Below are 24,532 nucleotides of genomic sequence, written 5' to 3'. Positions count from 1 at the left end.
GCGAAAGGAAGGTGCGACATGGATTCAAATTACTATGTCATTAAGAAAAAAGCAGTTCCTGAGGTACTTCTTAAAGTGGTAGAGGTAAAAAGATTACTTGCGACTGAGCGATTCATGACAATACAGGAAGCGACAGAGAAGATAGGTCTTAGTCGAAGTTCTTTTTATAAATATAAAGATGATATTTTCCCATTTCATGAAAATGAAAAGGGACAAACCATTACTTTAGCAATTCAAATGGATGATATGCCGGGACTTCTTGCCGAAATCTTGCAGGAGATTGCAGAGTATAAAGCAAATATTCTTACTATTCATCAGAGCATTCCGTTGAATAGAGTAGCCACCTTGACAATTAGCGTGGAAATTCTTTCTACAACAGGAAATATTTCTGATATGGTAAACGAAATAGAAAATAATGAAGGTGTGCATTACTTAAAGATTGTAGGCAGGGAGTGATACAGATGATAAAAATAGCGGTGTTGGGTTATGGAACAGTTGGTTCAGGTGTTGTTGAAGTATTAGAGAAAAATAGAGAAATTATAGCAAAACGCGTAGGAAGTGTAATTGAAGTAAAGTATATTTTGGATAAAAAAGACTTTTCTGGAACACCAATAGAAAACAAGATTATAAATGATTTTGAACAAATTGTTCAAGATAAAGAAATTGAAGTAGTTGTGGAAGTACTTGGAGGGGTTGAACCGTCATACACATTTGTGAAACGTTCATTACAGGCAAAAAAAAGTGTAGTAACTTCTAACAAAGAATTGGTATCACAGTGTGGAACTGAACTTCTTGCGATTGCTGAAGAAAATGAAGTAAACTTTTTATATGAAGCGAGTGTTGGGGGAGGAATTCCAATTATTCGCTCTCTTCATCAGGCGTTGACAGGGGATAAAATTGAAGAAATTACTGGTATTTTAAATGGAACAACAAACTATATGATGACCAAAATGTTTAATGAAGGTGCCGAGTATGAAGAAGTATTAAAAGAAGCTCAAGAGAAAGGCTATGCAGAAAGAAATCCAGAAGCAGATGTGGAAGGATATGATGCCTGTAGAAAGATTGCTATTTTATCTTCTGTAATATCTGGACAATCTGTAGATTATAGAGAAATTTATACAGAGGGAATTACCCAAATTACAGCTATAGATATGAAATATGCCAAGAAATTAAAGAAAACAATTAAACTTCTTGCTTCTGCAAAGAGAGAGGGAGAAAAAATAAGTGCGATGGTTTCTCCTTGCTTATTGGATGATACACATCCGCTTTACCATGTGAATGGAGTATTTAATGCTGTGTTTGTAAGAGGAAATATGTTAGGAGATGCCATGTTTTATGGTAGCGGCGCAGGAAAACTTCCTACGGCTAGTGCTGTTGTGGGAGATATAGTAGATGCAGTCCGAAACAAAGGAAGGATTGTAATGCCTGTGTGGACAGAAGAAAAAGTTGTGTTGAATGATAAGGGAAATGCAGAAAAAAAATTCTTTATTAGAATGAAAGGAACGTTTGAAGAATACACAAGTCAGATAGAGAAAGTGTTTGGAGCAACAAAAAAAGTGCTTTTGGAAGATGTGCCAGGAGAATTTGGGGTTATGACAGAAAAAATGCAAGAAAGTGTTTATGAGGAAAAAGCGTCACACTTTTCCAATATTTTGCATATGATGCGTGTGGAAGAATAAAATGACTGTAATAATAGATAACCACCAAGGCAGGAGGAATTTATGTTAATTGTAAAAAAATTTGGAGGAAGTTCCGTAGCAAATAAAGAAAGAATTTTTAATGTTGCGAAACGTTGTATAGAAGATTGGCAAAATGGGAATGACGTTGTTGTGGTACTTTCGGCTATGGGAGATACTACGGATGAATTGCTTGCAAAAGCCACAGATATTAATCCGAAAGCAACGAAGAGAGAAATGGATATGTTGTTAACAACAGGAGAGCAAGTTTCAGTGTCGCTGATGGCGATGGCCATGCAATCAATGGGGGTTCCAGCAATTTCATTAAATGCATTTCAAATTTCCATGCAGTCTACTTCAAAATACGGAAATGCAAGGTTTAAACGGATTGATACAGAACGTATTACACACGAATTGGAAAATAGAAAAATTGTTATTGTAACTGGATTTCAAGGAATAAATAAGTATGAAGATTATACAACACTTGGAAGAGGTGGTTCAGATACAACAGCAGTTGCTTTGGCAGCAGTACTTCATGCAGATGTATGTGAAATTTTTACAGATGTGGATGGAGTATATACGGCAGATCCAAGAGTTGTTAAAAACGCAAAAAAATTAGAAGTAGTCACCTATGATGAAATGTTAGAATTTGCCACTTTAGGAGCACGAGTCCTTCATAATCGTTCTGTAGAAATGGCGAAAAAATATGGCGTGACATTGATTGTACGTTCAAGTTTAAATAATGAAGAAGGAACGATAGTGAAGGAGGCAGTGAAAAAAATGGAAAAAATGCTAATCACAGGTGTGGCGGGAGATAAAAATGCAGCAAGAATATCTGCAATTGGAGTGAAAGATGAACCAGGTATTGCATTTAGTTTGTTTCATACGCTTGCCAAAAATAATATTAACGTAGAGATTATTTTACAGTCAGTTGGAAGAAATGGAAGGAAAGATATTTCTTTCACTGTATCGCAAGATGATTTACAAGCGACGATTGAATTGTTGGAGGATAAAAAAGAAGTTCTTACTATTCAAGAAGTTGAATATGATGAAAATGTAGCAAAAATTTCTATTGTAGGTGCGGGAATGATGAGTAATCCAGGAGTAGCTTCTAGAATGTTTGAAGCACTTTACAATTCGAGAGTCAATATTAAAATGATTTCTACATCAGAAATTCGAATCACAGTATTGATTGATGAAAAAGATGTAGATCGAGCGTTAAATGCTGTTCATGAGGAATTTAATCTTGGAGAATAAAAAAGGTCTGCTTCTAGGGAAGCGGGCCTTTTTGGCTAAGAGAACTATTCTGATATGCAGGAGAGAAAGTTACATCCTTGCCAAACCAATTTGGAGGAATAAATGCATTGGCTGAAGTTTCATCAGGAAATTCTACTTCTGCTAAAATAAGAGGAGAAAAATCACCTAAAAAATAATCGAGTTCTATTGTAAGATGATTGTCATAAGGAATGTTATATCTTTCTTTTGTGATTAGGAACCCATCAATTTTAGATTTTAAATGCTCATAAGATAAATGGGTAAGAGGAAGAGTGTGTTCTTCTCGAATCATTAACCCCTTTGATTTATAAGTTAATTCGTATTTTTCCCCATCTTTGCGTATACGTATAACAGGATCTGTGGAAAGATAACCTTGTTCGATTATTCGGTGTGGATAAGAAGAAAGATTTTCGGGAAGATGGTTGATTAAATATTTTCTTTCGATTTCCATATGTTTTCGCCTTTCTTTGTGTATGAAAAATAATTCTTTTGACAAATATCATAATATAGAGTAGAACAAATGTAAATATTTGCTTTTTTTTTGGTTGTCTGCTAAAATGCAAGGTAATCTGTGAAAAGGAGGGAAAAGATATGACGAAAAAAGTATGTGTATTTCTTGCTGACGGGTTTGAAGAAGTTGAAGGATTGACTGTAGTAGATATATTAAGACGAGCTGAAATCAAAGTTGAAACAGTATCTGTTACAGGAAATAGAGAAATACATGGAGCACATGAGATAAACGTACAGGCAGATACGCTATTTGAAGAAGCGAACTTTGAAAATGCGGAAATGCTTGTTCTTCCAGGTGGAATGCCTGGAACCATTCATTTACAGGAACATAAAGGACTAGAGGCATTATTGAGAAAATTTTATGGGAAGAAAAAATATGTGGCTGCAATTTGTGCTGCACCCACTATTTTTGGAAAATTAGGATTTTTAGAAGGAAGAAAAGCCACCTGTTATCCAGCAATGGAAGAAGGATTGATTGGTGCCGATGTAACAAAAGAAATGGTTGCTATAGATGAGCATATCATTACAAGTAGAGGAATGGGGACAGCAATTCCATTTGCACTTTATCTTGTAGAAGTGCTCATGGGAAAAGAAAAATCAGAAGAAATTAGAACAGCTATTGTTTATGAATAAGGAGAACAGCATGAAACGATTAAAACAAGTAGTAGTTCTTCTCCTATGTTGTAGTCTTATATTTGTTATGACAGCTTGCGGAAAATTTGATGCAAAAGGTTATGTACAAGCATTATTAGATCACAGATTTCAAGGAGAGACAGAAAAGTTACTCAAGTTTGACAAAGATATTGAAAAGAAAAAATTAAAAGACGATTATGAGCAATATATTCATACGTTTTCTCAAGGTTTAACAGAGGGATTGAATGCTAGCGAGAAAATGGAAGAAAAATTTTATGTAATATGTAAAGAGATTTTCCGATCGGTGAAATATAATGTGGTTAAAGAAGAAAAAATCAGTAGTGATGAATATAAAGTAACTGTAGAAATACAACCAACAGATGTATTAGTAAAATGGAAAGCTATGTTGAAAGAAAGTATGGCAGAAGTTCAACAAAAATCCGACCGAGGAGAATATAAAGGAACGAAAGAAGAAATTCTTCAAGCGATGCTGTTAGATATTACGGCACAGTCGTATGAATTGTTAGAAACAGCTTATGAAGATACAACTTACGGGGAGAAAGAATCCGTTACACTTACAATTAAAAAAGGTGAAAATAAGGAATTTGCTCCAAAAGAGGAAGAAATATCCGGTTTAATCACGAAAATACTGCGTTTAGATGCAATTCAAGACTAGAAATTTATAAGATATTATGATATACTACGCTAATGAGTGTGAAAGAAGAAAGCCACAAGGCGTTTTTCATATAAGGAGGAAAAGGTAAATGAGTTTACAAGTAGAAAAATTAGAGCACAATATGGCAAAACTTACAGTAGAAGTTTCAGCAGAAGAATTTGAAAAAGCACTTAATGGTGCATATATGAAACAAAAAGGAAAAATCAGCGTTCCAGGATTCCGTAAAGGAAAAGTACCTCGTCAAATGGTAGAAAAAATGTATGGTGTAGAAATCTTTTATGATGATGCGGCAAATGCAATTATTCCAGGAGCATATGCAAAAGCATATGATGAAGCTGATTTAGAAATCGTTTCTCAGCCAAAAATTGAAGTGGTACAGATTGAAAAAGGAAAAGAATTTATCTTCACAGCAGAAGTTGCTTTAAAACCAGAAGTAACTTTAGGTGAATACAAAGGATTAAAAGTTGACAAATACTCTAACAGAGTAACTCAGAAAGAAGTAGAAGAAAGACTTGTAAAAGAACAGGAAAAGAATGCTAGAACAATCGCTGTAGAAGGACGTCCTGTACAAGATAAAGATGAAGTTGTATTAGATTTTGAAGGATTTGTTGACGGTGTTGCATTCGAAGGTGGAAAAGGAGAAAATTATCCATTAACAATTGGTTCAGGAGCATTTATTCCTGGATTTGAAGAACAGTTAATCGGTGCTGAAGCAGGTAAAGAGGTAGAAGTAAATGTAACATTCCCACAGGAATATCATGCACCTGAATTAGCAGGAAAAGAAGCAACATTCAAATGCACAGTACACGAAATTAAAGCAAAAGAACTTCCAGAATTAGATGATGAATTTGCAGCAGAAATTTCTGAATTTGATACATTAGATGAATTAAAAGCAGATATTAAAGCAAAAATTAAAGAACAGAAAAATGCTGATGGAAAGAGACAGAAAGAAGATCAGGCTATGGAACAGGTTGTAGAAAATGCAACTATGGATATTCCAGAAGCAATGATTGAAACACAAGTACGTCAGATGGCTGATGATTTCGCACAAAGAATGCAACAACAAGGATTGAACATGGAACAGTACTTCCAGTTTACAGGAATGACAGCTGAAAAAATGTTCGAAGAATTAAGACCACAGGCTGTTAAGCGTATTCAGACAAGATTAGTGTTAGAAGCAATCGTTAAAGCAGAAAACATTGAAATTACAGATGAAAAAATTGATGAAGAATTAGCAAAAATGGCTGAAGCATACAAGATGGAAGTAGAAAAATTAAAAGAATTCATGGGCGAAAACGAAAAAGCGCAGATGAAAATGGATCTTGCAGTGCAAGAAGCAGTAACTTTAGTAGTGGACAACACAGTAGAAAAATAATTAATAGTATTTTAAATAAGGAGGCAGCATGATGAGTTTAGTACCTTATGTTATTGAACAGACAAGTCGCGGTGAACGTTCTTATGATATTTATTCAAGACTTCTAAAAGATAGAATTATCTTTCTTGGAGAAGAAGTAACAGATGTGTCGGCAAGTATTATTGTGGCACAGTTATTACATCTTGAAGCGGAAGACCCTGAAAAAGATATTCAGTTGTATATCAATAGTCCGGGTGGTTCGGTAAGTGCAGGGCTGGCAATCTATGATACAATGCAGTACATTAAATGTGATGTATCTACAACCTGTATCGGAATGGCTGCGAGCATGGGTGCATTTTTGTTGGCAGGAGGAGCAAAAGGAAAACGTTTCGCACTTCCAAATGCTGAGATTATGATTCACCAACCATTAGGTGGAGCACAGGGGCAAGCAACGGAAATTCAAATCGCTGCAGAACATATTTTAAAAACACGTCAGAAATTAAATGAAATTTTAGCTGAAAGAACAGGAAAAAGTTTTGAACAGATTTCTGCGGATACAGAAAGAGATAATTTTATGTCTGCTAAAGAAGCAGAAGAATATGGCTTGATCGATAAAGTAGTTGTAAGCCGTTAATAAGAACAAAGGGGGTGTCTAAAAGACATCTCCTTTGCGTGTGTAAAAAAGAGGTGAAAGTATGGCAAAAGTGGACGAAGCAATCAGATGTTCATTTTGTAACAAATCGCAGGCGCAGGTACGCAAATTAATTGCTGGACCAAACGGTGTCTTTATTTGTGACGAATGTATTGACGTTTGTTCAGAAATTATAGAAGAAGAATTGGAATATGAAGAAGATAATGAGTTTAGTGAAATTAATCTGATAAAACCAGAAGAAATGAAAGCTTTTCTTGATGATTATGTAATTGGTCAAGATGAGGCGAAAAAAGTTTTGTCAGTAGCTGTATATAATCATTATAAAAGAATTATGGCGGAAAAAGATTTGGGCGTGGAATTGCACAAAAGTAATATTTTGATGTTAGGTCCTACTGGATGTGGAAAGACACTTCTTGCCCAGACACTGGCAAAAGTTCTAAATGTACCGTTTGCAATCGCAGATGCTACCGCATTGACAGAAGCAGGATATGTCGGGGAAGATGTGGAGAATATTTTGTTAAAAATTATTCAAGCAGCAGATGGAGATATACGCAGAGCAGAATATGGAATTATATATCTAGATGAAATTGATAAAATTACAAGAAAATCAGAGAATCCGTCTATTACTCGTGATGTATCAGGAGAAGGAGTGCAGCAAGCACTTTTAAAAATTATTGAAGGTACAGTTGCTTCTGTTCCACCTCAAGGTGGAAGAAAACATCCACATCAGGAATTAATTCAGATTGATACAACTAATATTTTGTTTATTTGTGGTGGAGCATTTGAAGGCATTGATAAAATTATTGAGACTCGTATTGATAAGAAGTCAATTGGGTTTAATGCTGAAATTGCAGAAAAACATGAATATGATATTGACAGATTACTTGGGCAGGTATTGCCTCAGGATTTAGTGAAATTTGGTCTTATTCCTGAGCTCGTTGGACGAGTTCCAGTAACAGTTTCTTTGGAAATGTTAGATGAGGAAGCATTAATTCGTATTTTGACAGAACCAAAAAGTGCTATTGTAAAGCAATACCAGAAATTATTGGAATTAGATGGTGTTGAGTTGGTGTTTGATCAAGATGCACTTGTAGAAATCGCAAAAACTTCTTTAGCAAGAAAAACAGGAGCAAGAGGACTTCGTGCAATTATGGAAAAAATTATGATGGATACAATGTATCATGTTCCATCAGATGATAGTATTAAATTCTGTAGAATTACAAAGGAAGTTGTACAAGGAATTGGAAAGCCAGTTTATGAGACAGAGAATAAAGAAGTAGTCAGTGCGTAAACTTGAAAAGAAATTAAGACGGCGTTGATGGGTAACCAGAGACCCGTCTTTTTGAATAGAGGGAAAACAGATGAATGAAAAGATAAAAAGATTGCCTATGGTAGCTCTTAGAGGAATGACAATCATGCCAAAAGAAGTTGTTCATTTTGATGTGAGTAGAGAAATTTCTTTGGAAGCTATTCAAAAAGCAATGGCAGAAGAACAACAAATTTTCCTATTGACACAAAAATGCATTGAGGCTGAAAATATAACACAGGATGATTTGTATGAAATAGGAGTTATTGCTTCTATTAAACAAATTGTAAAAATGCCGAAAAAGATTTTGCGTGTGCTTGTAGAAGGGGAAAAAAGAGCGAAACTCAATGAACTTGTGCAAACAGAACCATATTTAGAAGCAGATATTACTGTAGTTGATGAATATCCGTATGTAGAAGAAGAGCCGGTTAAGCAGGAAGCCATGTGTAGAACATTGCAGGAATTGTTTTTACAGTATGCAGCAAAAAATGCAAAAATGACAAAAGAAATTGTAGAACAAATTGCTAAAATTGACGATTTAAAAAGGCTTATAGATGAGGTTTGTGCAAATGTTCCTTTTCGGTATGAAGAAACGCAGGAATTATTAGAAGAAACGAATCCCACAAAGTGCTATTCTCTTTTAATAGAAAAATTGGAAAAAGAAATAAGAGTGTTTCAAATTAAAGAAGAATTGGAAGAAAAGGTAAAAGCGAGAATAGATAAACATCAAAAAGAATATTTACTTCGAGAAGAATTGAAAGTGATTCAGGAAGAGTTAGGAGACGATTCTACGCTTTCAGATGCAGATGAGTTTGCAAAGGCGATAAAGGAACTAGATGCCTCTGAAGAAGTAAAAGAAAAACTTCGTAAGGAAGTAAGAAGATTTCGAAATACAGTAAATGGTCCAGCAGAAAATGCAGTCACAAGAACATATATTGAGACGATGTTGGAAATGCCATGGAATAAAATGGGTGAGGATAACTTAGATATTCACTATGCGAAAGAAATTTTAGAAGAAGAACATTATGGATTAGAACAAGTGAAAGAAAGAATATTAGAATTTTTAGCTGTTCGTGCCTTGACATCAAAAGGAACTAGTCCTATCTTGTGTCTTGTTGGTCCTCCGGGAACAGGGAAGACATCCATTGCCAGATCATTAGCAAAAGCTCTACATAAAAAATATGTTCGCATTTCTCTTGGAGGAGTAAGGGATGAAGCAGAAATTCGAGGACATCGTAAAACTTATGTTGGAGCAATGCCAGGTCGTATTGCAAATGGATTGAAAATGGCTGGTGTTCGAAATCCTCTTATGTTGTTAGATGAGATTGATAAAGTAAGTACAGATTACAAAGGGGACACATTTTCAGCATTGCTAGAAGTGTTAGATAGCGAACAAAATGTAAAATTTAGAGATCACTATTTAGAAGTTCCAGTAGATTTATCTGAAGTATTATTTGTAACAACGGCAAATTCGCTACAAACGATTCCAAGACCTTTGTTAGATAGAATGGAAATTATTGAGGTAACGAGTTATACGGATAATGAAAAATTTCATATTGCAGAGAAGCATCTCATCCCAAAACAATTAAAGAAACATGGATTAGAAAAAAATATGCTTACAATAAGCAAAGGAGCAATTTGGAAAATTTCAAATAATTACACAAGGGAAGCAGGGGTTCGCCAGTTAGAAAGACAAATTGGGGATATTTGTAGAAAAACTGCAAGAGAAATATTAGAAAAGAATAAGAAAAAAATTAGAGTGACAGAGAGCAATTTAGAAAAATATCTTGGAAAAGAAAAATATACTTATCAAAAAGCAAATGAAAAAGATGAGGTAGGAATTGTTCGCGGATTAGCATGGACAAGTGTAGGGGGAGATACACTTCAAATAGAAGTGAATGCAATGCGTGGAAAAGGTGAAGTGATGCTGACAGGGCAGATGGGTGACGTAATGAAAGAATCAGCAAGAACAGGCATTAGTTATATAAGGTCTATTGCTGAAGAGTTTAATATTTCTAAAGAATATTTTGAAGAGCATGACATTCATATTCATATACCAGAGGGAGCTGTACCAAAAGATGGTCCATCGGCAGGAATATCTATGGCAACGGCTAATTTTTCAGCGATTACTAATAAGAAAGTTCGAGCAGATGTGGCAATGACAGGTGAAATCACATTGCGTGGTCGCGTACTTGCAATTGGTGGACTAAAAGAAAAGTTACTAGCAGCAAAAGTTGCGGGAATTAAAACAGTAATTATTCCTTTTGAAAATAAAAAAGATGTAGAAGAACTTTCTTCCGAAATTACAAAAGGATTAGAAATCATTCCGGTAAGTCAAATGAGAGAAGTTTTAGAAATTGCACTTGTAAAAGAATAGGAGGGCATATGGTAATTAAAAATGTAGAATTAGAAATTGTGTGTGGGATTACAAGCAAACTCCCAGATACAGATTTAATGGAAATTGCATTTGCAGGAAAATCAAATGTAGGAAAATCTTCTTTGATTAATGCTTTGTTAAATAGAAAATCTTTGGCAAGAACATCGGCTACACCAGGAAAAACACAGACAATTAATTTTTATAATGTAAATAAAGAATTATATTTGGTAGATCTTCCTGGATATGGATATGCAAAAGTATCGCCAAAAGAAAAAGAGCAGTGGGGGAAATTAATAGAGAGATATTTGAATACATCTAAAAAACTAAAAGCGGTATTCCTTTTAATAGATATACGGCATGAACCAACTGCTAATGATAAAATGATGTATGATTGGATTGTATATCATGGATATAATCCGATTATTATTGCAACTAAACTAGATAAATTAAAACGAAGTCAAATTCAAAAACATATAAAAATGGTAAAACAGGGATTAGATTTAATTCCAGGTACAAAAGTAATTCCTTTTTCTTCTGTAACAAAACAAGGACGGGAAGAAATTTGGGATTTAGTGAAGACGATGGAAGATGAGGAAGATGACAGAACAGAATAGAAAATATTTAGAAGAAAGACTCACTTTTTGGAATCAGATTACAAAAGAAGAGCAGGAAATATTGATACAAAATACTGCGGTAGTAAAATATACACAAGGACAAAACATTTACGATGCACAGCAGGAATGCATAGGGGTATTGCTTATTAAAAGTGGAGAACTGAGAACGTATATTCTTTCTGAAGAAGGAAAAGAAGTGACGTTGTATCGTTTGAGTGATGATGATGTATGCATTTTATCAGCTTCTTGTATTTTGAAAAATATTACATTCGATGTTCATGTAGATGCAGAAAAGGATACGGAAGTACTATTAATTAACTCATCGGTATTTTCAGCATTAAGTCAGAAAAATATTTATGTAGAGGCATTTGGTCTTCGCTTGACTGCAGATCGATTTTCGGATGTTATGTGGGCGATGGAACAAATTTTGTTTATGAGTTTTGATAGAAGATTGGCAATTTTTTTGCTTGATGAAATGGCAAAAATGGGAACAGATATACTTCCGTTTACCCATGAACAAATTGCAAAGTATGTAGGAAGTGCAAGAGAAGTCGTATCAAGAATGTTGAAATACTTTGCTAAGGAAGGGATGGTTGAACTTTCTCGGGGAAGTATAAAGATTGTTGATAGACAGAAATTGAAAAAATTATTATAAAATAAGAAGCAAGGTGTGGAATATATGCACCTTGCTTTCCCTATTATCCGATTAATTCTAAAATTTCTTCTTTTGATTTAGCGCCAACTTCACGTTTAGCAACCTCTCCATCTTTTACAACTATAAGAGTTGGAATACTTAATACGCGGAATTTTTTTGCCAATTCAGGTTGCTCATCCACATTTATTTTGCAAATTTTTGTGTCAGTTACTTCTTCTGCAAGTTCTTTAATAATTGGAAGTACCATTTGGCAAGGACCACACCATGGTGCCCAAAAATCAATTAGTACAGGTTTATCTGATTGCATAACCTCTGTTTCAAAATTATCTATTGTGATATTTAAAGCTTCCATAATCAAATCTCCTTTTCGTTTGTTTTAATGATAGTGTCATTATAGTTGGTATACCCTGTTTTATCTGTGACTATGTCACAAAAAATGAAAACTTTTCAAAAAGTGTTGTTTTTGATAGAATAAAAGTAGAAATGGAGGAATGAGTATGGAAATAACTACGTCAAAAAACTTGATGACAGAAGGATCAATATGGAAAAAGATTACATTTTTTGCAATGCCGATTTTTTTAGGAAATCTATTTCAACAAATGTATAATACAGCCGATTCGTTGATTGTTGGAAATTTTTTAGGGAGTAATGCATTGGCGGCAGTGAGTTCTTCTGGAAATCTTATTTTTTTGATGATTGGATTTTTTAGTGGAATTTCTATTGGTGCTGGTGTTGTTATTGCGAGATATTTTGGAGCAAGAAATAAAGAAAAAGTAGAAAAAGCGGTACATACCACAGTTGCATTTGGTTTAGTTGCAAGTGTGATTTTAACAATTTTAGGTGTATTTTTTGCACCACAAATCTTAATTTGGATGGATACACCGAAAAATGTATTGCCTGAATCAATTGCATATTTTCGAATTTATTTTATGGGTTCTCTTGGATTTGTTATGTATAATATTTTTGTGGGAATTTTACAGTCTGTAGGGGATAGTAAACATCCTTTATATTATTTGATTGTTTCTTCACTCATAAATATTGTATTGGATATTGTATTTATTGCGGGATTTCATTATGGTGTAGGAGCAGCAGCTTTAGCAACAACAATTTCCCAATTTGTAAGTGCATTTTTGTGTATGGGACAGTTGATGCGAACAAAAGAAGAATATCGTTTGTGTTTGAGAAAAATTCGATTTGATAGAGAAATACTAGGACAAATCATTCGTATTGGGTTGCCATCGGGGATTCAGAATTCGATTATTGCCATTGCAAATGTTGTTGTGCAATCTAACATCAACTCTTTTGGAGAGATGGCAATGGCAGGATGTGGTGCATATTCGAAAATAGAAGGCTTTGGTTTTTTGCCAATTACAAGTTTTACCATGGCATTAACAACTTTTGTGGGGCAGAATTTAGGAGCAAAGCAGGAGGAAAGGACGAAAAAAGGAGCCAAATTTGGAATTTTAACAACGGTCATTCTTGCAGAACTCATTGGAGTCTTGATATTTATTTTTGCATCACCACTTACACGAGCATTTGATAGTAACCCTGAGGTAATAATGTATGGTGTTGCAAGAGCAAGAACAGCAGCGCTATTCTTTTGTCTGTTAGCGTATTCTCATGCGATTTCAGCTGTACTTAGAGGTGCAGGGAAATCCATGGTTCCGATGATTGTTATGCTCATCTGCTGGTGTGTTATTCGAGTGACGATTTTAGTTGTTTTCGGTAAATTAGTAGGGAAAATTGACATTGTATATTGGGTATATCCAATAACATGGGGATTAAGTTCCATTATCTTTTTCATTTATTATAAGAAAGCAAATTGGATGAATGCATTTGGGGAGTAAGAAAATTTAGAATAAGATGTATATATTGAGGTAGGTAAAATAAAAGGGGCTGTAAAAAGTCCCTTTTATTTTATTGTTTAAAGTGAAAGTAATTTTTTTCGTTGATACAAATAGTACGGAAAGAGAAAGAGTAATGTAGCTGCCCATGCCATAGGATAGCTAAATAGAAGAGTAGAAACTTCATTTTTCATAGGAGTAACAAATACAACCCAAGGAATACGAACAAAGCAAACACCACCAAGGGTAATTAAAGTTGGAATAAATACATCTCCAATACCTCGAAGTGCACCTGAATAAATTTCAACAAATACATAAATGATATAGCTAGGTGTAATTAATTTTAACATATATACACCAAGGTTGATTACATCTGTATCCGTAGTGAAAATATGATATAGAGGCCGACAAGCAATCATAAGAAAAGTAATTAAGATTGCAGATACACTTAATGCCATGATAAGACTCACACGTATACTCTTCTTTACACGTTCGTAACATTTTGCTCCATAATTCTGTCCGGAAAAAGTTGTGACAGCAATTCCAAATGAACCACAGATTGTCCAAAAAATTGCATCAAGTTTTCCATAGGCTGCCCATGCAGCAGCGGTGTCTGTTCCGAAATTATTTACAGCGGCTTGAATAATAATATTTGTTAAGCTATACATACAGGATTGCAATCCACTTGGAAGTCCGATTTTAAATTCAGCTTTCAACATAGAAAAATCAATACGTATTTCTCGTAAATTTAGTTTTAAAATATCATAAGAAGTCATCAAAGAGTAAGTAACTAAAATAGCACTGACTGCCTGTGCAATTAATGTAGCAATTGCAGCTCCGGCAATACCCATATGGAAATAAACAACAAATAAAATATCTAATCCAATATTGATAAAACAGCAGATAATCAAATAATATAGTGGACGTTTAGAATCCCCAATTGCACGTAAAATGCTCGAACCCATGTTATAAATAAGCATAAAAATAAGCCCGGCAAAATAAATTTTAAGATAAAGAACAGAATCTGCAAATACATCATTTGGTGTTTTTGTAATGCGTAATAGCCAAGGGGTAAGAATGAACCCAGCGATAGAAATAATGATTCCAAATAAAATCGAAAATGCATAGGCGGTATGCAAACCTTTTTGCATATTTTCACGGTCATTAGCTCCGCAAAATTGTGAAATAATTACACTTGCTCCTGCAGAAAGACCAGTAAAAAATCCAATAACAAAGTTGGCAAGAACAGCAGAAGAACCACCTACACTAGCAAGAGCTTCTTTCCCGACAAAGCGCCCAACAATAATTGCATCGACAGTATTATATAATTGTTGAAATAGTGTTCCGATAACTATCGGAAAGAAAAAAATTAATAATTGTTTCCAGATAACACCTTCCGTAATAGGATTTGTTATCTTATTTTTTTTCATAAAATCCCTCCTTAAAAAAATCTCATTCCAATAGGCATCATATCATAGGATTTGTCGAAAAATCAATTACATTTATCAGTTCATTTTGGTATAATAAAAAATAGTGATATCAAAAGAAAAGAGGTAGGCGAGTGAATTTAATAAATAAAATCCCACCAGAGTTTTATAAACTTTTTTCAAGTAAATATAGAACATATTATCAAAAATTTCTGTTGGCGATTTATGGAGAAACAAGTAAATCGTATTCTCTTCTCGGGTTGACAGAAGAAGAGTGTAAAAACATTATGAATGAAAATATAGCGGATATGGTATTGGAGTGGAGCGAAGAGCAGGTTGATGAAGAAGGGGAATTTTTAACACGAGCAAATATGGCATCGGTTTGTTTGAAAAACTTGGAAAACTGGGGCTGGCTTCGACAAGACTATGATGAGACTTTGAATAGATATGTGGTATCTTTTCCAGAATATAGTAGGTTGTATGTAGAACTATTTGAGAAATTGTTTAGTGAGGAAGGAAACCGAGAACGAGAAAGTGTACTTGCTGTATATAGCCATTTATATACATATAGTTCAGATCAAGAGAAAAATAACGACATTTTAAAAAGTGCGTGGAATACCTCTCGTACCTTGGTACAGATGCTTGCTAATATGCAAGAAGGAATGCGCGGATATTTCGATGAATTATCCAAGCAGAAAAGTTTTATTGGTATTCAAGAAGTCCTTGTGAAAGAATTGAATAATAGTGATAGCAAGAAATATGCAATTTTAACAACAACAGATAGCTTTTATCGCTATAAAGAGGCGGTAAAAGAACTGATTGAGAAAAATTTGTGGGAAAATGAAATACGAAAGCAATCTTTTGTGGAAAAAAGAAAACAATTGGAAAAAGATAGTCCTCAGTATGTGCGAAATGAAAGAGCAATTGAATTGTGTGAAGAGGCGATGGACATTATTTATGGGATTGAACGTGAATTTGATACAATTGAAAGAAGATATAATAAATTGATTGAGCAGAAGACAATTTTCGCCAATCGTGCTGCAGCAAGAATACGTTATCTTTTCATGGAAGGAAGCCCTGAAGAAGATGGAACAGTTCAATTTGTAAATTTATTAAATCAAAGTGATAAGCAGGAAGAAATTTTAGGAAAATTAGCTGAGAGTATGCGGTTAACAGAACGATACCAAGAAGTAACGGACCGAAGTATGTATCAGTTTAAAAATACAGAAAAAGAAAAATTTGATCCAATCATCATAAAGAAGGAGAATCTTTCTAATGAAGAGATGGAAGAATTTATTTTAAAACCTCTTTATACGCAGAAAGAAATCCGAGATTTTCGTAAGAAAAATGAAAAAGATGGAGAGTTTAGAGTGACAGAAAACACAGTACAATCCATTGAAGATTTAGAAAAATTATTCTTTGTATGGCAGGATGCAACTGAGAGAGCAGAGAGCGACACGATTGTAGAAATAGAAAAAGAAATACAGACAAAAGATTTTCGATTTTCAAAACTTAGAATAAAGGAGAAATAAATGTTTAAATATATGGAAGAATTGTCCGTGACGGAGGCGGAAAATTTACGAAAAACAATATCAAACCTATTCAGACAAACTTGTATTTTGCAGGTCAAATATGATCCAATCACTTTGGTTCCAAGAGATAATATTTATTATGAAATGTGTGTGAGACATAAAAAATTTATCGAAGATTATTTGATGGTACTTGGATGTGAACTGACACACGATCCACAAGAACATATTTTTAGATTAGGTGGAGATGGTGTAGAAACAGAAAGATTTAGTTTGACAACAACAGTGATTATTTTACTTGTTAAAATGATTTATAGAGATAAGATTTTGGGAGAAGGTTTAGAGGCTACTGTAACTACGTTGGAAGAGATTCGAGAGTATGGGAAAAACACAAATCTTTTAAACAGAAAATTAAAAGTATCAGAATGGCAAGAGGCACTCTATTTGTTGAGTAAACATCAAATGATTGAACTTCCAGGAGCAGTAAGAGATGTGGAAGATACTACACCGATTTATCTTTATAGTACGATTAATTTATATTGTAGCGCATTGAGTATAAATGCATTATTGAAAGAATACGGAGAGGAGATTGCAAATCATGAAACAATCGAAGAAAATCTTTACGAAACTGTTACTGAATAATTGGGGTGGAATTAGCCATAAAGAATTAATATTTCATGAATATGTCAATCTATTTAGTGGGAAAAGTGGATCGGGAAAATCCACAGTTATGGATGCGATACAAGTAATTTTATATGGGAGTGTAGCCGCTTCCTTTTTGAATAAAGCTGCTGATGATGCAAAAAATAGAAGAAGTGTTTTAAGTTATCTTAGAGGAGAACAGAAAGATGGAACAGCGAATCGTGAAGGAATGGATTTTTGTTCTCAAATTGTGTTAGAAGTAGAGGATACGACAACGCATATTGTGAATTGTATCGGTGTTTCTTTTGAAGTAGGGAAAAAAGATTTAGAGTTAAAACGCTATAGCTTTTTTAGCCATTCTGGAAGAGTAGCTGAAGATGGATATATTGGAGAAAATGGAAGCCCATATACTCTTGCAAGGTTAAAGAAATTTATTGAAAAAAGGAAAGAGTCTGAATACAATCGGGGAAGAGGAGAAGTGAATCGATTGTATCCTTCCAAAGAAGCATATTTGAATACGCTTTATGATGTGATCTTGGGATATATTGAACCAGGACGTTTTATGACTATGGAAAAAAGTGCAATTGCACTTCGTATGACAAACGGAACAGGTCAATTTATTCGAGACTATATGTTCCCTAAAAGTAAAGAGGGAACAGTTGCTATCATTAGTGAACAATTAGGAGCGTATCGTGAAATCAAAGAACGTGTGGAAGATTTGGAAAATCGTATCCAGATGCTTGAAACGATTAGAGAACATAATCTCAAATACATTCAATTCAAAAGTGATGTGATTCGCACCAAGGCAATTTTAAAAATCATTGCTATTGAAGGGTTGAAAATGCAGCTACAGTCTAAGAAAGAAACTTTGCAAACTGTTAGCCAGGCAGTAGAAAAAATAGGGGAATGTTGTTTAGAACTAGAGGAAAAAGAAAAACAATACCTTGAGGAAAAGATAGAAGTTGAAACGCAAATTCGAGCAAGCGATTATGGTCAGAAAGAAAAAGAGTTGGAGGAAGTGTGCCATACAATAGAAATTTTGGCAGGCAACTCGTCACAATGGAGAAAGATTTTACAAGAATTGAGAATGTGGGAAGAAAACGAGGATATCAGCGCATATATATCGAATCCGACATTACATACAATAGAAGAAGTGGCAGATGGAAATATAACAGAAGAAATTCTTGAAAAATTGAAAAAGCATTTAGAAGATACGTTAGAGAATATTGAAGAAGAATTGCAAGACTTACAGGACAATATTCGTAAAACAAGAAAAGTTTTAGATGAGAAAAAAGAAATTATTGAAGATTTAAAACATGATAGAAAACCTTATAAGAAAGAATTGAAAAAGGCCAAAAGTAGATTGCAAAGTGCGTTAAGTGATTTATATGGAAGAACTATTCATGTGGAAATTTTTGCAGATTTGTTTGATATTACAGATGAAAAATGGAAAAATGCCATAGAGGGTAGACTTGGACGCATTAAGTATAGTTTAGTTACCGCACCTGAATATGCCATAGATGCAGCTAAAATTTTTAGAAAAATGAAAGAAAAGGAATTTGCAGATTTCAATTTAATTAATACAGCTGCAATCAAGAGAGATGAACCAAAGGCAAAAGAAAATACATTATATGAGGCGGTAGCGACAAGTGAGCCATATGTCGATTTATGTTTAAGGCAATATTTGGGAAGAATTATTAAATGTGAAACAATAGAAGAATTACATAAAGTGAGAGAAGGGGTTACATCAGATTGTTATTCATATAGTAACTATATTTTCCGTCATTTGAAAGAGAAAGATTACGGAGATTATGCATGTATCGGAACAAAAGTATCGAAAGCAAAATTAATTGAACTAGAAGATGAAGTATATCATTTAGAGGAACATTTACTGGCAGATATGCATATGCATAGTAGTTTGAAACAAGCAAGGACTTTTGAACGATTAAGTAGTTATAGTACAAAACAGTTAATTCAAATGTCGAATGCATCTGAAGACTTAAAAAATTATTATAAAAAAGAGGAAAAATTACGCCAAGAGTTACAAGAGTTAAATGAAGGAACACTCCTTCCTCAATTAAAGGAAAAGAAGAAACAGTTGGAAGAAAAGATAGCAGTTCTTCGTGATGATTTGCAGAAAAGGAATAAAGAACGGTTGGAACGAATTAAGATTCAAGCAAATGTGGAAACGGAATTGAAAAATTTAGAAGATAGATTCCAACAAGAACAACAAGGATATGTTCCGAATGAAGAACTTGAACAGAACGTTTTGCAAACATTGGAAGTGAAAACGGAATCGGTTTACAGAAGAGAAAAGTTGCAAGAATTGGAAAATTTGGAGAAGCGTATTGAAGTAGAAGCAGAAGAGCGTTTCATTGCTAGAAATAAGTTTAATCAAATGTATGCTACATATGGATTTACAGGAAGTGAGCATGAAAATGATGTTTATGATAAAGTGCTTGAGCAGTGTCAAAAAGACTTTGAACCAAAATATAAGGCAGAATTCGAACAACAATACAAACTTGTATATAATACTTTGAGAGAGAATGTGATTGCAACTATTCATGGGGAAATTAAAGCGGCGTTTCGTCATAAGCGTGAAATCAATCGGATGCTTGGGAAAATTAGATTTTCAGACAGTATTTATCAAATTGACATTCTTCCAGCAGAGAATGAAAACAGACAATTTTATGAGATGCTTATGGCACCAGAATTAGATAGCAAAGTGCTTGATAATGATGGATATGATGGTCAGTTAAGCCTAGGAGAAGATGAATTTTATCAAAAATATGAAGCACAAATTTTAAGACTTACTGAGAAGTTTATGCCACCAAGAGACGAAGATAGTGGGAAACGTGCACTTTATAAGGAACAGATGGAATTTTATGCCGATTATCGAAATTATCTTAATTTTAGTATGTATGAACAAGTGGAAGATGAAGATGGCAATATAAGAAAAAATGCTGTCGACGATATGGCAGGAAGAGACTCTGGTGGAGAAGGTCAAAATCCAAAATATGTAGCACTTCTTGCAGGATTTGCAATGCTTTATATGAATCAGAGTAATAGAGATTCGAAAATTCGCCTTGTTCTTTTAGACGAAGCCTTTTCAAAAATGGATAAAGAACGAAGTGAAGTATGCCTTCATTATGCGAGAGAATTGGAGCTGCAGTTGATTGTTTGTGTGCCTGATGAACGATTACAATCATTAATTAGAAATGTGGATAGCGTATATGGATTCCGCAGACATCAAAATCAAATTTCTATGATGCATATTGATAAAGGGAATTATTTGAAAATGATTGAAGGTGAGGAAAGTGAAGAAAGAGCTGACGCTTAGTCAGTGGATCATTGCTAAAACAAATGTGGATTCATATCGTGCAGGACGGTTGAAAGGAGAAAAACATCCTTGTGTAGATCTGTTGCTTTTGAATCAACTAGGTGGTATGGAAAAGATATTACAAAAGTTCATTATTCCATAGAAATTCTTTCACTTCTTTGTAAAAAAGAGAATATGGAAGAACCACTAGAAAAACAACGAAAATATATAAGGAAAATGAAAATTCTACTTCAGAATGTTTCTGGAGTAGAATGGCTATACGCCTATTACTATTCTCTTTTAGAAAAACTTGAACAAGGAAAAGTTGTAAAAGAAATGGAAGACGAAAATTTATTTTTGTGTTTGAAGGCAGTGGCAGATATAAAAAAACCTGTTTGGAAACGAGTTTTTAGTGCGAATATACTTAAAAATTCTAAAAAATTTGAACAAGAATATGAAACGAAAATTGTTGGAATTTTAAGGAACTATTCTAATTTACCGGATAAGGGAGAAATGACAGATGAAGAAATTTTAAAAAGTTGTGGTATTCTTTCTTATGCACAAGTCTTAGAATGGAAAGGCGCGGTTGTATATAAGTTGGATACAGGAAAAATAATTGATACAAGTGATTTTTCCTATGGAACAATTATAAATTCGCAGACATTAGAGCATTCAAAACCAATAGCACTTCCAGATATAAGAAAAATTATGATAGTAGAAAATAAGGCAAATTATGAGAATATGATATATGAAAAGAATACAGTATATATTTATTGTCATGGTTTTTTCTCTCCGAAAGAAGTTAAATATTTACAGGAATTAGAACAATTATGTGATGAAAAAGTAGAGTTTTTCCATTGGGGAGATATGGATTTAGGTGGTATTCGTATTTTTTTGTTTAATAAAGAAAATATTTTCCCTAAATTAAAGCCATATAAAATGGATAGAGAAAGTTTTATGGAGAGAGTGAATAGAAAGATTGGAATTTGTCTAGGGGAAGAAAAAAGACAAAAACTAGAGAAGATGAATGTGGGGGAGTTAGAAGAGGTGAAAAACTGTATTTTGGAATACGGAATGGAAATAGAGCAAGAAAGCTTAATCTATGGTTGTTGAAAAATTCCCAAAGATGGCGGTGAAAATGAGAAAATAGAAAAAGCGATAATAAAAAGTAATAGTGTAAAAATAGCAAGGACCTCTGAATAAACAGAACAAGATGAGGGAGAGGTATATAGGTGATAATAGGAATAAAGATACGATACAATAACTCCGAGTAAGAATGTTAAAATATCCAATGGAAAATAATTTTTTCCAAGTATTCCTGTATAAGTGTAAAAGACAGTAACAATAGTCAACATTCCGAGAAGAACAGCACATACTTTTACAGAAAAAAAGCATGTGGTTTCATTTCCGTATAGAAAATATTCAATGATTGCAAAAGTAATGAAAGGGAAAAATAAAAGTTTTAGATGTTCCCATGTACTTTCATTGACAGCACTGAAAATGGCGGTTAGGTTACTTTGCCCAGACCATTCCCATACAAAATGAAGAAGGGTTCCTACGACTATTGTAAAAATTACGCCGATGATATGAATGGATTTTAAAGAACGCATGGTTACCTCCTTGTATAAATGTAAAGATGTATATAGTTTATGCATTTGCATATGAAAGTATACGACAAAGAAAATTATATTAAATTCAGGAAGAAACTTAAAACATTCTAAAAATGTTACAAGTCGTCATAAAAGTGGGAAAAGACTATTTGAGGTTTGCGAGTATGTTATTGATAATTGTGGAGAAATTGGCGATGTTTCAATGATCATTGAAGGTGTGAAAGGGAAATGGTAGTACCTGTATTTTTAAGTGCAAATGTGGATGATGGTGATTCGTGGAATCATGCGATAATGAAAGAATATTATGATATTATATGAGAAAAGTAAAATAGGTAAAAAGTACAGAACAAATGTTCATTTGTTTACTGTACTTTTTCTTTTTTTAATGCTATAATCGGGAAGTAAACGGACATAGTAGAAGAGAGGTGCATTTTTATGGATAAATTTGAGTTACATTCCCAATATAAACCAACAGGTGACCAACCACAAGCAATTGAACAGCTTGTAAAAGGTTTCCAAGAAGGCAATCAATGTCAGACACTTCTTGGTGTTACAGGATCGGGAAAGACATTTACCATGGCGAATGTTATACAACAGTTGAATAGACCAACGCTTATCATAGCGCATAATAAAACCTTAGCAGCACAACTTTATGGAGAGTTTAAAGAATTCTTCCCGAATAACGCTGTAGAATATTTTGTAAGTTACTATGATTATTATCAGCCAGAGGCGTATGTTCCATCATCGGATACCTATATTGCTAAGGACTCTTCTATTAATGATGAGATAGATAAATTAAGACACTCAGCAACAGCAGCTTTGTCTGAAAGAAGAGATGTTATTATTGTTGCAAGTGTTTCTTGTATTTACGGGCTGGGCTCTCCGATTGACTATCAAGAAATGGTAATTTCTTTGCGCCCAGGAATGATCAAAGATCGAGATGAGGTTGTAAATAAATTAGTAGAGATACAATATGATAGGAATGATATAGATTTTAAGCGTGGAACATTTCGGGTACGAGGGGATGTGCTGGAAATTTTTCCGGCGATTTCAGAAGAATATGCTATCCGTATAGAATTTTTTGGAGATGAAGTAGAACGTATTACAGAGATTGATATAGTAACAGGGGAAATTAAAAATGTTTTAAATCATGTGGCGATTTTTCCAGCATCACACTACGTTGTGTCCAAAGAAAATATGGAAAGAGCTATAAAGGCAATTGAAGAAGAACTGGAAGAAAGAGTGCGTTATTTTAAAGGAGAAGATAAATTATTAGAAGCACAACGAATTTCAGAGAGAACAAATTTTGATATTGAAATGATGCGAGAAACAGGATTTTGCTCAGGTATCGAAAATTATTCAAGACATTTATCAGGACTTGAAGAAGGGCAGCCACCGCATACATTAATAGATTATTTTCCAGATGATTTCTTAATTATGATAGACGAATCACACAAGACGATACCACAGATTGCGGGAATGTATGCAGGAGACCAGTCAAGAAAATCCACATTGGTAAATTATGGTTTTAGACTTCCGTCAGCGAAAGATAATAGACCATTAAATTTTGAAGAGTTTGAAAGTAGAATTAATCAAATTTTATTTGTTTCTGCTACACCTGGAGAATATGAAGAAAGAAATGAATTATTACGGACAGATCAAATTATCAGACCAACAGGTTTGTTAGATCCAGAAGTGGAAGTTAGGGGTGTTGAAGGACAAATTGATGATTTGATTGGTGAAATAAATAAAGAGATTGCAAAGAAAAATAAAATACTTGTTACAACACTAACAAAAAGAATGGCAGAAGATTTAACAAATTATATGAGAGAACTTGGAATACGTGTTAAATATTTACATTCGGATATTGATACTTTAGAAAGAACAGAAATTATTCGTGATATGCGCTTAGATGTTTTTGATGTTTTGGTTGGAATTAACTTGTTAAGAGAAGGACTAGATATTCCTGAAATTACATTAGTAGCTATTTTGGATGCGGATAAGGAAGGATTTCTTCGTTCAGAAACATCTTTGATTCAAACAATTGGACGTGCTGCTCGTAATGCAGAAGGACATGTGATTATGTATGCAGATACAATGACAGATTCTATGAAAAATGCTATAAGAGAAACGGAAAGAAGACGAAAAGTACAAATGGCATATAATGAGGAACACGGAATTACGCCACAGACAGTAAAGAAAGCAGTTCGAGATTTGATAAGTATTTCTAAGAAGGTTGCAGCAGAAGAATTACAAATGGAGAAAGACCCAGAATCCATGAGTAAGTCGGAATTAGAAAAAATGATTAAAGATATGACAAAACAGATGAAAAAAGCAGCAGCAGAGTTGAATTTTGAAATGGCCGCTCAAGTAAGAGATAAATTGGTAGAATTGAAAAAACAATTACAGGAGATAGAAAATTAGGAGTATAAG

22 protein-coding genes are annotated in these 24,532 nt (G+C 33.9%); 18 read left to right on the top strand and 4 right to left on the bottom strand.

The features are described from left to right. Nucleotides 1-18 precede the first annotated feature (18 nt). From ACY2U7_RS08425 to ACY2U7_RS08415, 3 genes are read left to right on the top strand one after another with little or no spacing between them, the layout of a single operon-like run. Nucleotides 19-456 carry an ACT domain-containing protein gene (locus tag ACY2U7_RS08425; protein ID WP_461813026.1) on the top strand — a complete coding sequence of 146 codons (438 nt, stop codon included), beginning with the start codon at nucleotides 19-21 and terminating at the stop codon, nucleotides 454-456. A gap of 5 nt (nucleotides 457-461) precedes the next feature. After that, nucleotides 462-1,679 carry a homoserine dehydrogenase gene (locus tag ACY2U7_RS08420; protein WP_461816237.1) on the top strand — a complete coding sequence of 406 codons (1,218 nt, stop codon included), beginning with the start codon at nucleotides 462-464 and terminating at the stop codon, nucleotides 1,677-1,679. A 42-nt stretch (nucleotides 1,680-1,721) separates the two neighbouring features. Next, entirely contained in the window at nucleotides 1,722-2,933 is a 1,212-nt protein-coding gene (locus tag ACY2U7_RS08415) for an aspartate kinase (RefSeq protein WP_461813024.1), read from the top strand. Between the two features lie 13 nt (nucleotides 2,934-2,946). Here the strand turns inward: ACY2U7_RS08415 and ACY2U7_RS08410 are convergent, their stop codons facing one another. Continuing rightward, complete coding sequence (locus tag ACY2U7_RS08410; RefSeq protein WP_461816236.1) at nucleotides 2,947-3,402, bottom strand: CYTH domain-containing protein; 456 nt, start codon at nucleotides 3,400-3,402, stop codon at nucleotides 2,947-2,949. Between the two features lie 140 nt (nucleotides 3,403-3,542). Here ACY2U7_RS08410 and ACY2U7_RS08405 point away from each other — a divergent pair, with 140 nt between their 5' ends. The 8 genes from ACY2U7_RS08405 to ACY2U7_RS08370 all read left to right on the top strand — a co-directional run bounded on the left by ACY2U7_RS08405 (nucleotide 3,543) and on the right by ACY2U7_RS08370 (nucleotide 11,728). Next, the gene (locus ACY2U7_RS08405) at nucleotides 3,543-4,094 is read left to right on the top strand and encodes a DJ-1 family glyoxalase III (RefSeq protein ID WP_461816235.1); all 552 of its coding nucleotides are present in this window, start codon (nucleotides 3,543-3,545) and stop codon (nucleotides 4,092-4,094) included. 10 nt (nucleotides 4,095-4,104) lie between these two features. Then, nucleotides 4,105-4,770 (top strand): hypothetical protein, encoded by a 666-nt coding sequence (locus ACY2U7_RS08400; RefSeq protein ID WP_461813021.1) that lies wholly within the window; start codon nucleotides 4,105-4,107, stop codon nucleotides 4,768-4,770. An 88-nt stretch (nucleotides 4,771-4,858) separates the two neighbouring features. Then, nucleotides 4,859-6,145 (top strand): trigger factor, encoded by a 1,287-nt coding sequence (gene tig / locus ACY2U7_RS08395; protein ID WP_461813020.1) that lies wholly within the window; start codon nucleotides 4,859-4,861, stop codon nucleotides 6,143-6,145. 31 nt (nucleotides 6,146-6,176) lie between these two features. Continuing rightward, nucleotides 6,177-6,758 carry an ATP-dependent Clp endopeptidase proteolytic subunit ClpP gene (gene clpP, locus ACY2U7_RS08390; RefSeq protein WP_009460425.1) on the top strand — a complete coding sequence of 194 codons (582 nt, stop codon included), beginning with the start codon at nucleotides 6,177-6,179 and terminating at the stop codon, nucleotides 6,756-6,758. A 61-nt stretch (nucleotides 6,759-6,819) separates the two neighbouring features. Beyond that, on the top strand, nucleotides 6,820-8,067 hold the full coding sequence (clpX, locus tag ACY2U7_RS08385; RefSeq protein ID WP_461813019.1) for an ATP-dependent Clp protease ATP-binding subunit ClpX: 1,248 nt from the start codon (nucleotides 6,820-6,822) through the stop codon (nucleotides 8,065-8,067). Between the two features lie 70 nt (nucleotides 8,068-8,137). Further along, a complete protein-coding gene (gene lon, locus ACY2U7_RS08380) occupies nucleotides 8,138-10,459 on the top strand; it encodes an endopeptidase La (protein ID WP_461816234.1) in 2,322 nt (773 codons plus the stop codon). An 8-nt stretch (nucleotides 10,460-10,467) separates the two neighbouring features. After that, complete coding sequence (gene yihA / locus ACY2U7_RS08375; protein WP_461813017.1) at nucleotides 10,468-11,073, top strand: ribosome biogenesis GTP-binding protein YihA/YsxC; 606 nt, start codon at nucleotides 10,468-10,470, stop codon at nucleotides 11,071-11,073. Further along, a complete protein-coding gene (locus ACY2U7_RS08370; protein WP_461813016.1) occupies nucleotides 11,057-11,728 on the top strand; it encodes a Crp/Fnr family transcriptional regulator in 672 nt (223 codons plus the stop codon). Before yihA ends, ACY2U7_RS08370 begins: the two co-directional genes overlap by 17 nt. A 43-nt stretch (nucleotides 11,729-11,771) precedes the next feature. Here ACY2U7_RS08370 and trxA read toward each other — a convergent pair whose 3' ends face one another. Beyond that, nucleotides 11,772-12,080 (bottom strand): thioredoxin, encoded by a 309-nt coding sequence (gene trxA, locus ACY2U7_RS08365; RefSeq protein WP_461813015.1) that lies wholly within the window; start codon nucleotides 12,078-12,080, stop codon nucleotides 11,772-11,774. Between the two features lie 145 nt (nucleotides 12,081-12,225). On the opposite strand from trxA, the gene ACY2U7_RS08360 reads away from it, so the two are divergent. After that, nucleotides 12,226-13,575 carry an MATE family efflux transporter gene (locus ACY2U7_RS08360; RefSeq protein ID WP_461813014.1) on the top strand — a complete coding sequence of 450 codons (1,350 nt, stop codon included), beginning with the start codon at nucleotides 12,226-12,228 and terminating at the stop codon, nucleotides 13,573-13,575. A 77-nt stretch (nucleotides 13,576-13,652) separates the two neighbouring features. On the opposite strand, the gene ACY2U7_RS08355 is transcribed toward ACY2U7_RS08360, so the two are convergent. Continuing rightward, nucleotides 13,653-15,002 carry an MATE family efflux transporter gene (locus ACY2U7_RS08355; protein ID WP_461816233.1) on the bottom strand — a complete coding sequence of 450 codons (1,350 nt, stop codon included), beginning with the start codon at nucleotides 15,000-15,002 and terminating at the stop codon, nucleotides 13,653-13,655. A 131-nt stretch (nucleotides 15,003-15,133) separates the two neighbouring features. Here ACY2U7_RS08355 and ACY2U7_RS08350 point away from each other — a divergent pair, with 131 nt between their 5' ends. The 5 genes from ACY2U7_RS08350 to ACY2U7_RS08330 are packed head-to-tail and all read left to right on the top strand — an operon-like array spanning nucleotide 15,134 to nucleotide 21,602. Beyond that, complete coding sequence (locus ACY2U7_RS08350) at nucleotides 15,134-16,531, top strand: Wadjet anti-phage system protein JetA family protein (protein WP_461813012.1); 1,398 nt, start codon at nucleotides 15,134-15,136, stop codon at nucleotides 16,529-16,531. Next, nucleotides 16,532-17,170 carry a DUF4194 domain-containing protein gene (locus ACY2U7_RS08345; protein ID WP_461816232.1) on the top strand — a complete coding sequence of 213 codons (639 nt, stop codon included), beginning with the start codon at nucleotides 16,532-16,534 and terminating at the stop codon, nucleotides 17,168-17,170. Then, nucleotides 17,127-20,510 (top strand): SbcC/MukB-like Walker B domain-containing protein, encoded by a 3,384-nt coding sequence (locus ACY2U7_RS08340; protein ID WP_461816231.1) that lies wholly within the window; start codon nucleotides 17,127-17,129, stop codon nucleotides 20,508-20,510. Before ACY2U7_RS08345 ends, ACY2U7_RS08340 begins: the two co-directional genes overlap by 44 nt. Continuing rightward, nucleotides 20,488-20,652, top strand: a complete 165-nt coding sequence (locus ACY2U7_RS08335) for a hypothetical protein (RefSeq protein WP_461816230.1) — start codon at nucleotides 20,488-20,490, stop codon at nucleotides 20,650-20,652. The genes ACY2U7_RS08340 and ACY2U7_RS08335 overlap by 23 nt, the downstream gene beginning before the upstream one ends. 32 nt (nucleotides 20,653-20,684) lie before the next feature. Beyond that, nucleotides 20,685-21,602, top strand: coding sequence for a Wadjet anti-phage system protein JetD domain-containing protein (locus tag ACY2U7_RS08330; protein WP_461816229.1), 918 nt, complete (start codon nucleotides 20,685-20,687; stop codon nucleotides 21,600-21,602). Here ACY2U7_RS08330 and ACY2U7_RS08325 read toward each other — a convergent pair. Continuing rightward, the gene (locus tag ACY2U7_RS08325) at nucleotides 21,590-22,099 is read right to left on the bottom strand and encodes a DUF6512 family protein (protein ID WP_461813008.1); all 510 of its coding nucleotides are present in this window, start codon (nucleotides 22,097-22,099) and stop codon (nucleotides 21,590-21,592) included. The genes ACY2U7_RS08330 and ACY2U7_RS08325 overlap by 13 nt on opposite strands. Before the next feature lie 435 nt (nucleotides 22,100-22,534). On the opposite strand from ACY2U7_RS08325, the gene uvrB reads away from it, so the two are divergent. Continuing rightward, on the top strand, nucleotides 22,535-24,523 hold the full coding sequence (uvrB, locus tag ACY2U7_RS08320; protein ID WP_461811851.1) for an excinuclease ABC subunit UvrB: 1,989 nt from the start codon (nucleotides 22,535-22,537) through the stop codon (nucleotides 24,521-24,523). Nucleotides 24,524-24,532 lie beyond the last annotated feature (9 nt).

The organism is Faecalimonas sp. (assembly GCA_029264305.1).
Classification (GTDB): Bacteria; Bacillota; Clostridia; order Lachnospirales; family Lachnospiraceae; genus Faecalimonas.
Note: the sequence above shows the minus strand (reverse complement) of the source record. Positions and strands in the feature narration are given on the sequence as shown.

Coding starts and splice junctions, on each gene's coding strand:
- ACY2U7_RS08425 (WP_461813026.1), top strand. CDS start 19: ATGGATTCAAATTACTATGTCATTAAGAAAAAAGCAGTTCCTGAGGTA.
- ACY2U7_RS08420 (WP_461816237.1), top strand. CDS start 462: ATGATAAAAATAGCGGTGTTGGGTTATGGAACAGTTGGTTCAGGTGTT.
- ACY2U7_RS08415 (WP_461813024.1), top strand. CDS start 1,722: ATGTTAATTGTAAAAAAATTTGGAGGAAGTTCCGTAGCAAATAAAGAA.
- ACY2U7_RS08410 (WP_461816236.1), bottom strand. CDS start 3,402: ATGGAAATCGAAAGAAAATATTTAATCAACCATCTTCCCGAAAATCTT.
- ACY2U7_RS08405 (WP_461816235.1), top strand. CDS start 3,543: ATGACGAAAAAAGTATGTGTATTTCTTGCTGACGGGTTTGAAGAAGTT.
- ACY2U7_RS08400 (WP_461813021.1), top strand. CDS start 4,105: ATGAAACGATTAAAACAAGTAGTAGTTCTTCTCCTATGTTGTAGTCTT.
- tig (WP_461813020.1), top strand. CDS start 4,859: ATGAGTTTACAAGTAGAAAAATTAGAGCACAATATGGCAAAACTTACA.
- clpP (WP_009460425.1), top strand. CDS start 6,177: ATGAGTTTAGTACCTTATGTTATTGAACAGACAAGTCGCGGTGAACGT.
- clpX (WP_461813019.1), top strand. CDS start 6,820: ATGGCAAAAGTGGACGAAGCAATCAGATGTTCATTTTGTAACAAATCG.
- lon (WP_461816234.1), top strand. CDS start 8,138: ATGAATGAAAAGATAAAAAGATTGCCTATGGTAGCTCTTAGAGGAATG.
- yihA (WP_461813017.1), top strand. CDS start 10,468: ATGGTAATTAAAAATGTAGAATTAGAAATTGTGTGTGGGATTACAAGC.
- ACY2U7_RS08370 (WP_461813016.1), top strand. CDS start 11,057: ATGACAGAACAGAATAGAAAATATTTAGAAGAAAGACTCACTTTTTGG.
- trxA (WP_461813015.1), bottom strand. CDS start 12,080: ATGGAAGCTTTAAATATCACAATAGATAATTTTGAAACAGAGGTTATG.
- ACY2U7_RS08360 (WP_461813014.1), top strand. CDS start 12,226: ATGGAAATAACTACGTCAAAAAACTTGATGACAGAAGGATCAATATGG.
- ACY2U7_RS08355 (WP_461816233.1), bottom strand. CDS start 15,002: ATGAAAAAAAATAAGATAACAAATCCTATTACGGAAGGTGTTATCTGG.
- ACY2U7_RS08345 (WP_461816232.1), top strand. CDS start 16,532: ATGTTTAAATATATGGAAGAATTGTCCGTGACGGAGGCGGAAAATTTA.
- ACY2U7_RS08340 (WP_461816231.1), top strand. CDS start 17,127: ATGAAACAATCGAAGAAAATCTTTACGAAACTGTTACTGAATAATTGG.
- ACY2U7_RS08330 (WP_461816229.1), top strand. CDS start 20,685: ATGGAAGAACCACTAGAAAAACAACGAAAATATATAAGGAAAATGAAA.
- ACY2U7_RS08325 (WP_461813008.1), bottom strand. CDS start 22,099: ATGCGTTCTTTAAAATCCATTCATATCATCGGCGTAATTTTTACAATA.
- uvrB (WP_461811851.1), top strand. CDS start 22,535: ATGGATAAATTTGAGTTACATTCCCAATATAAACCAACAGGTGACCAA.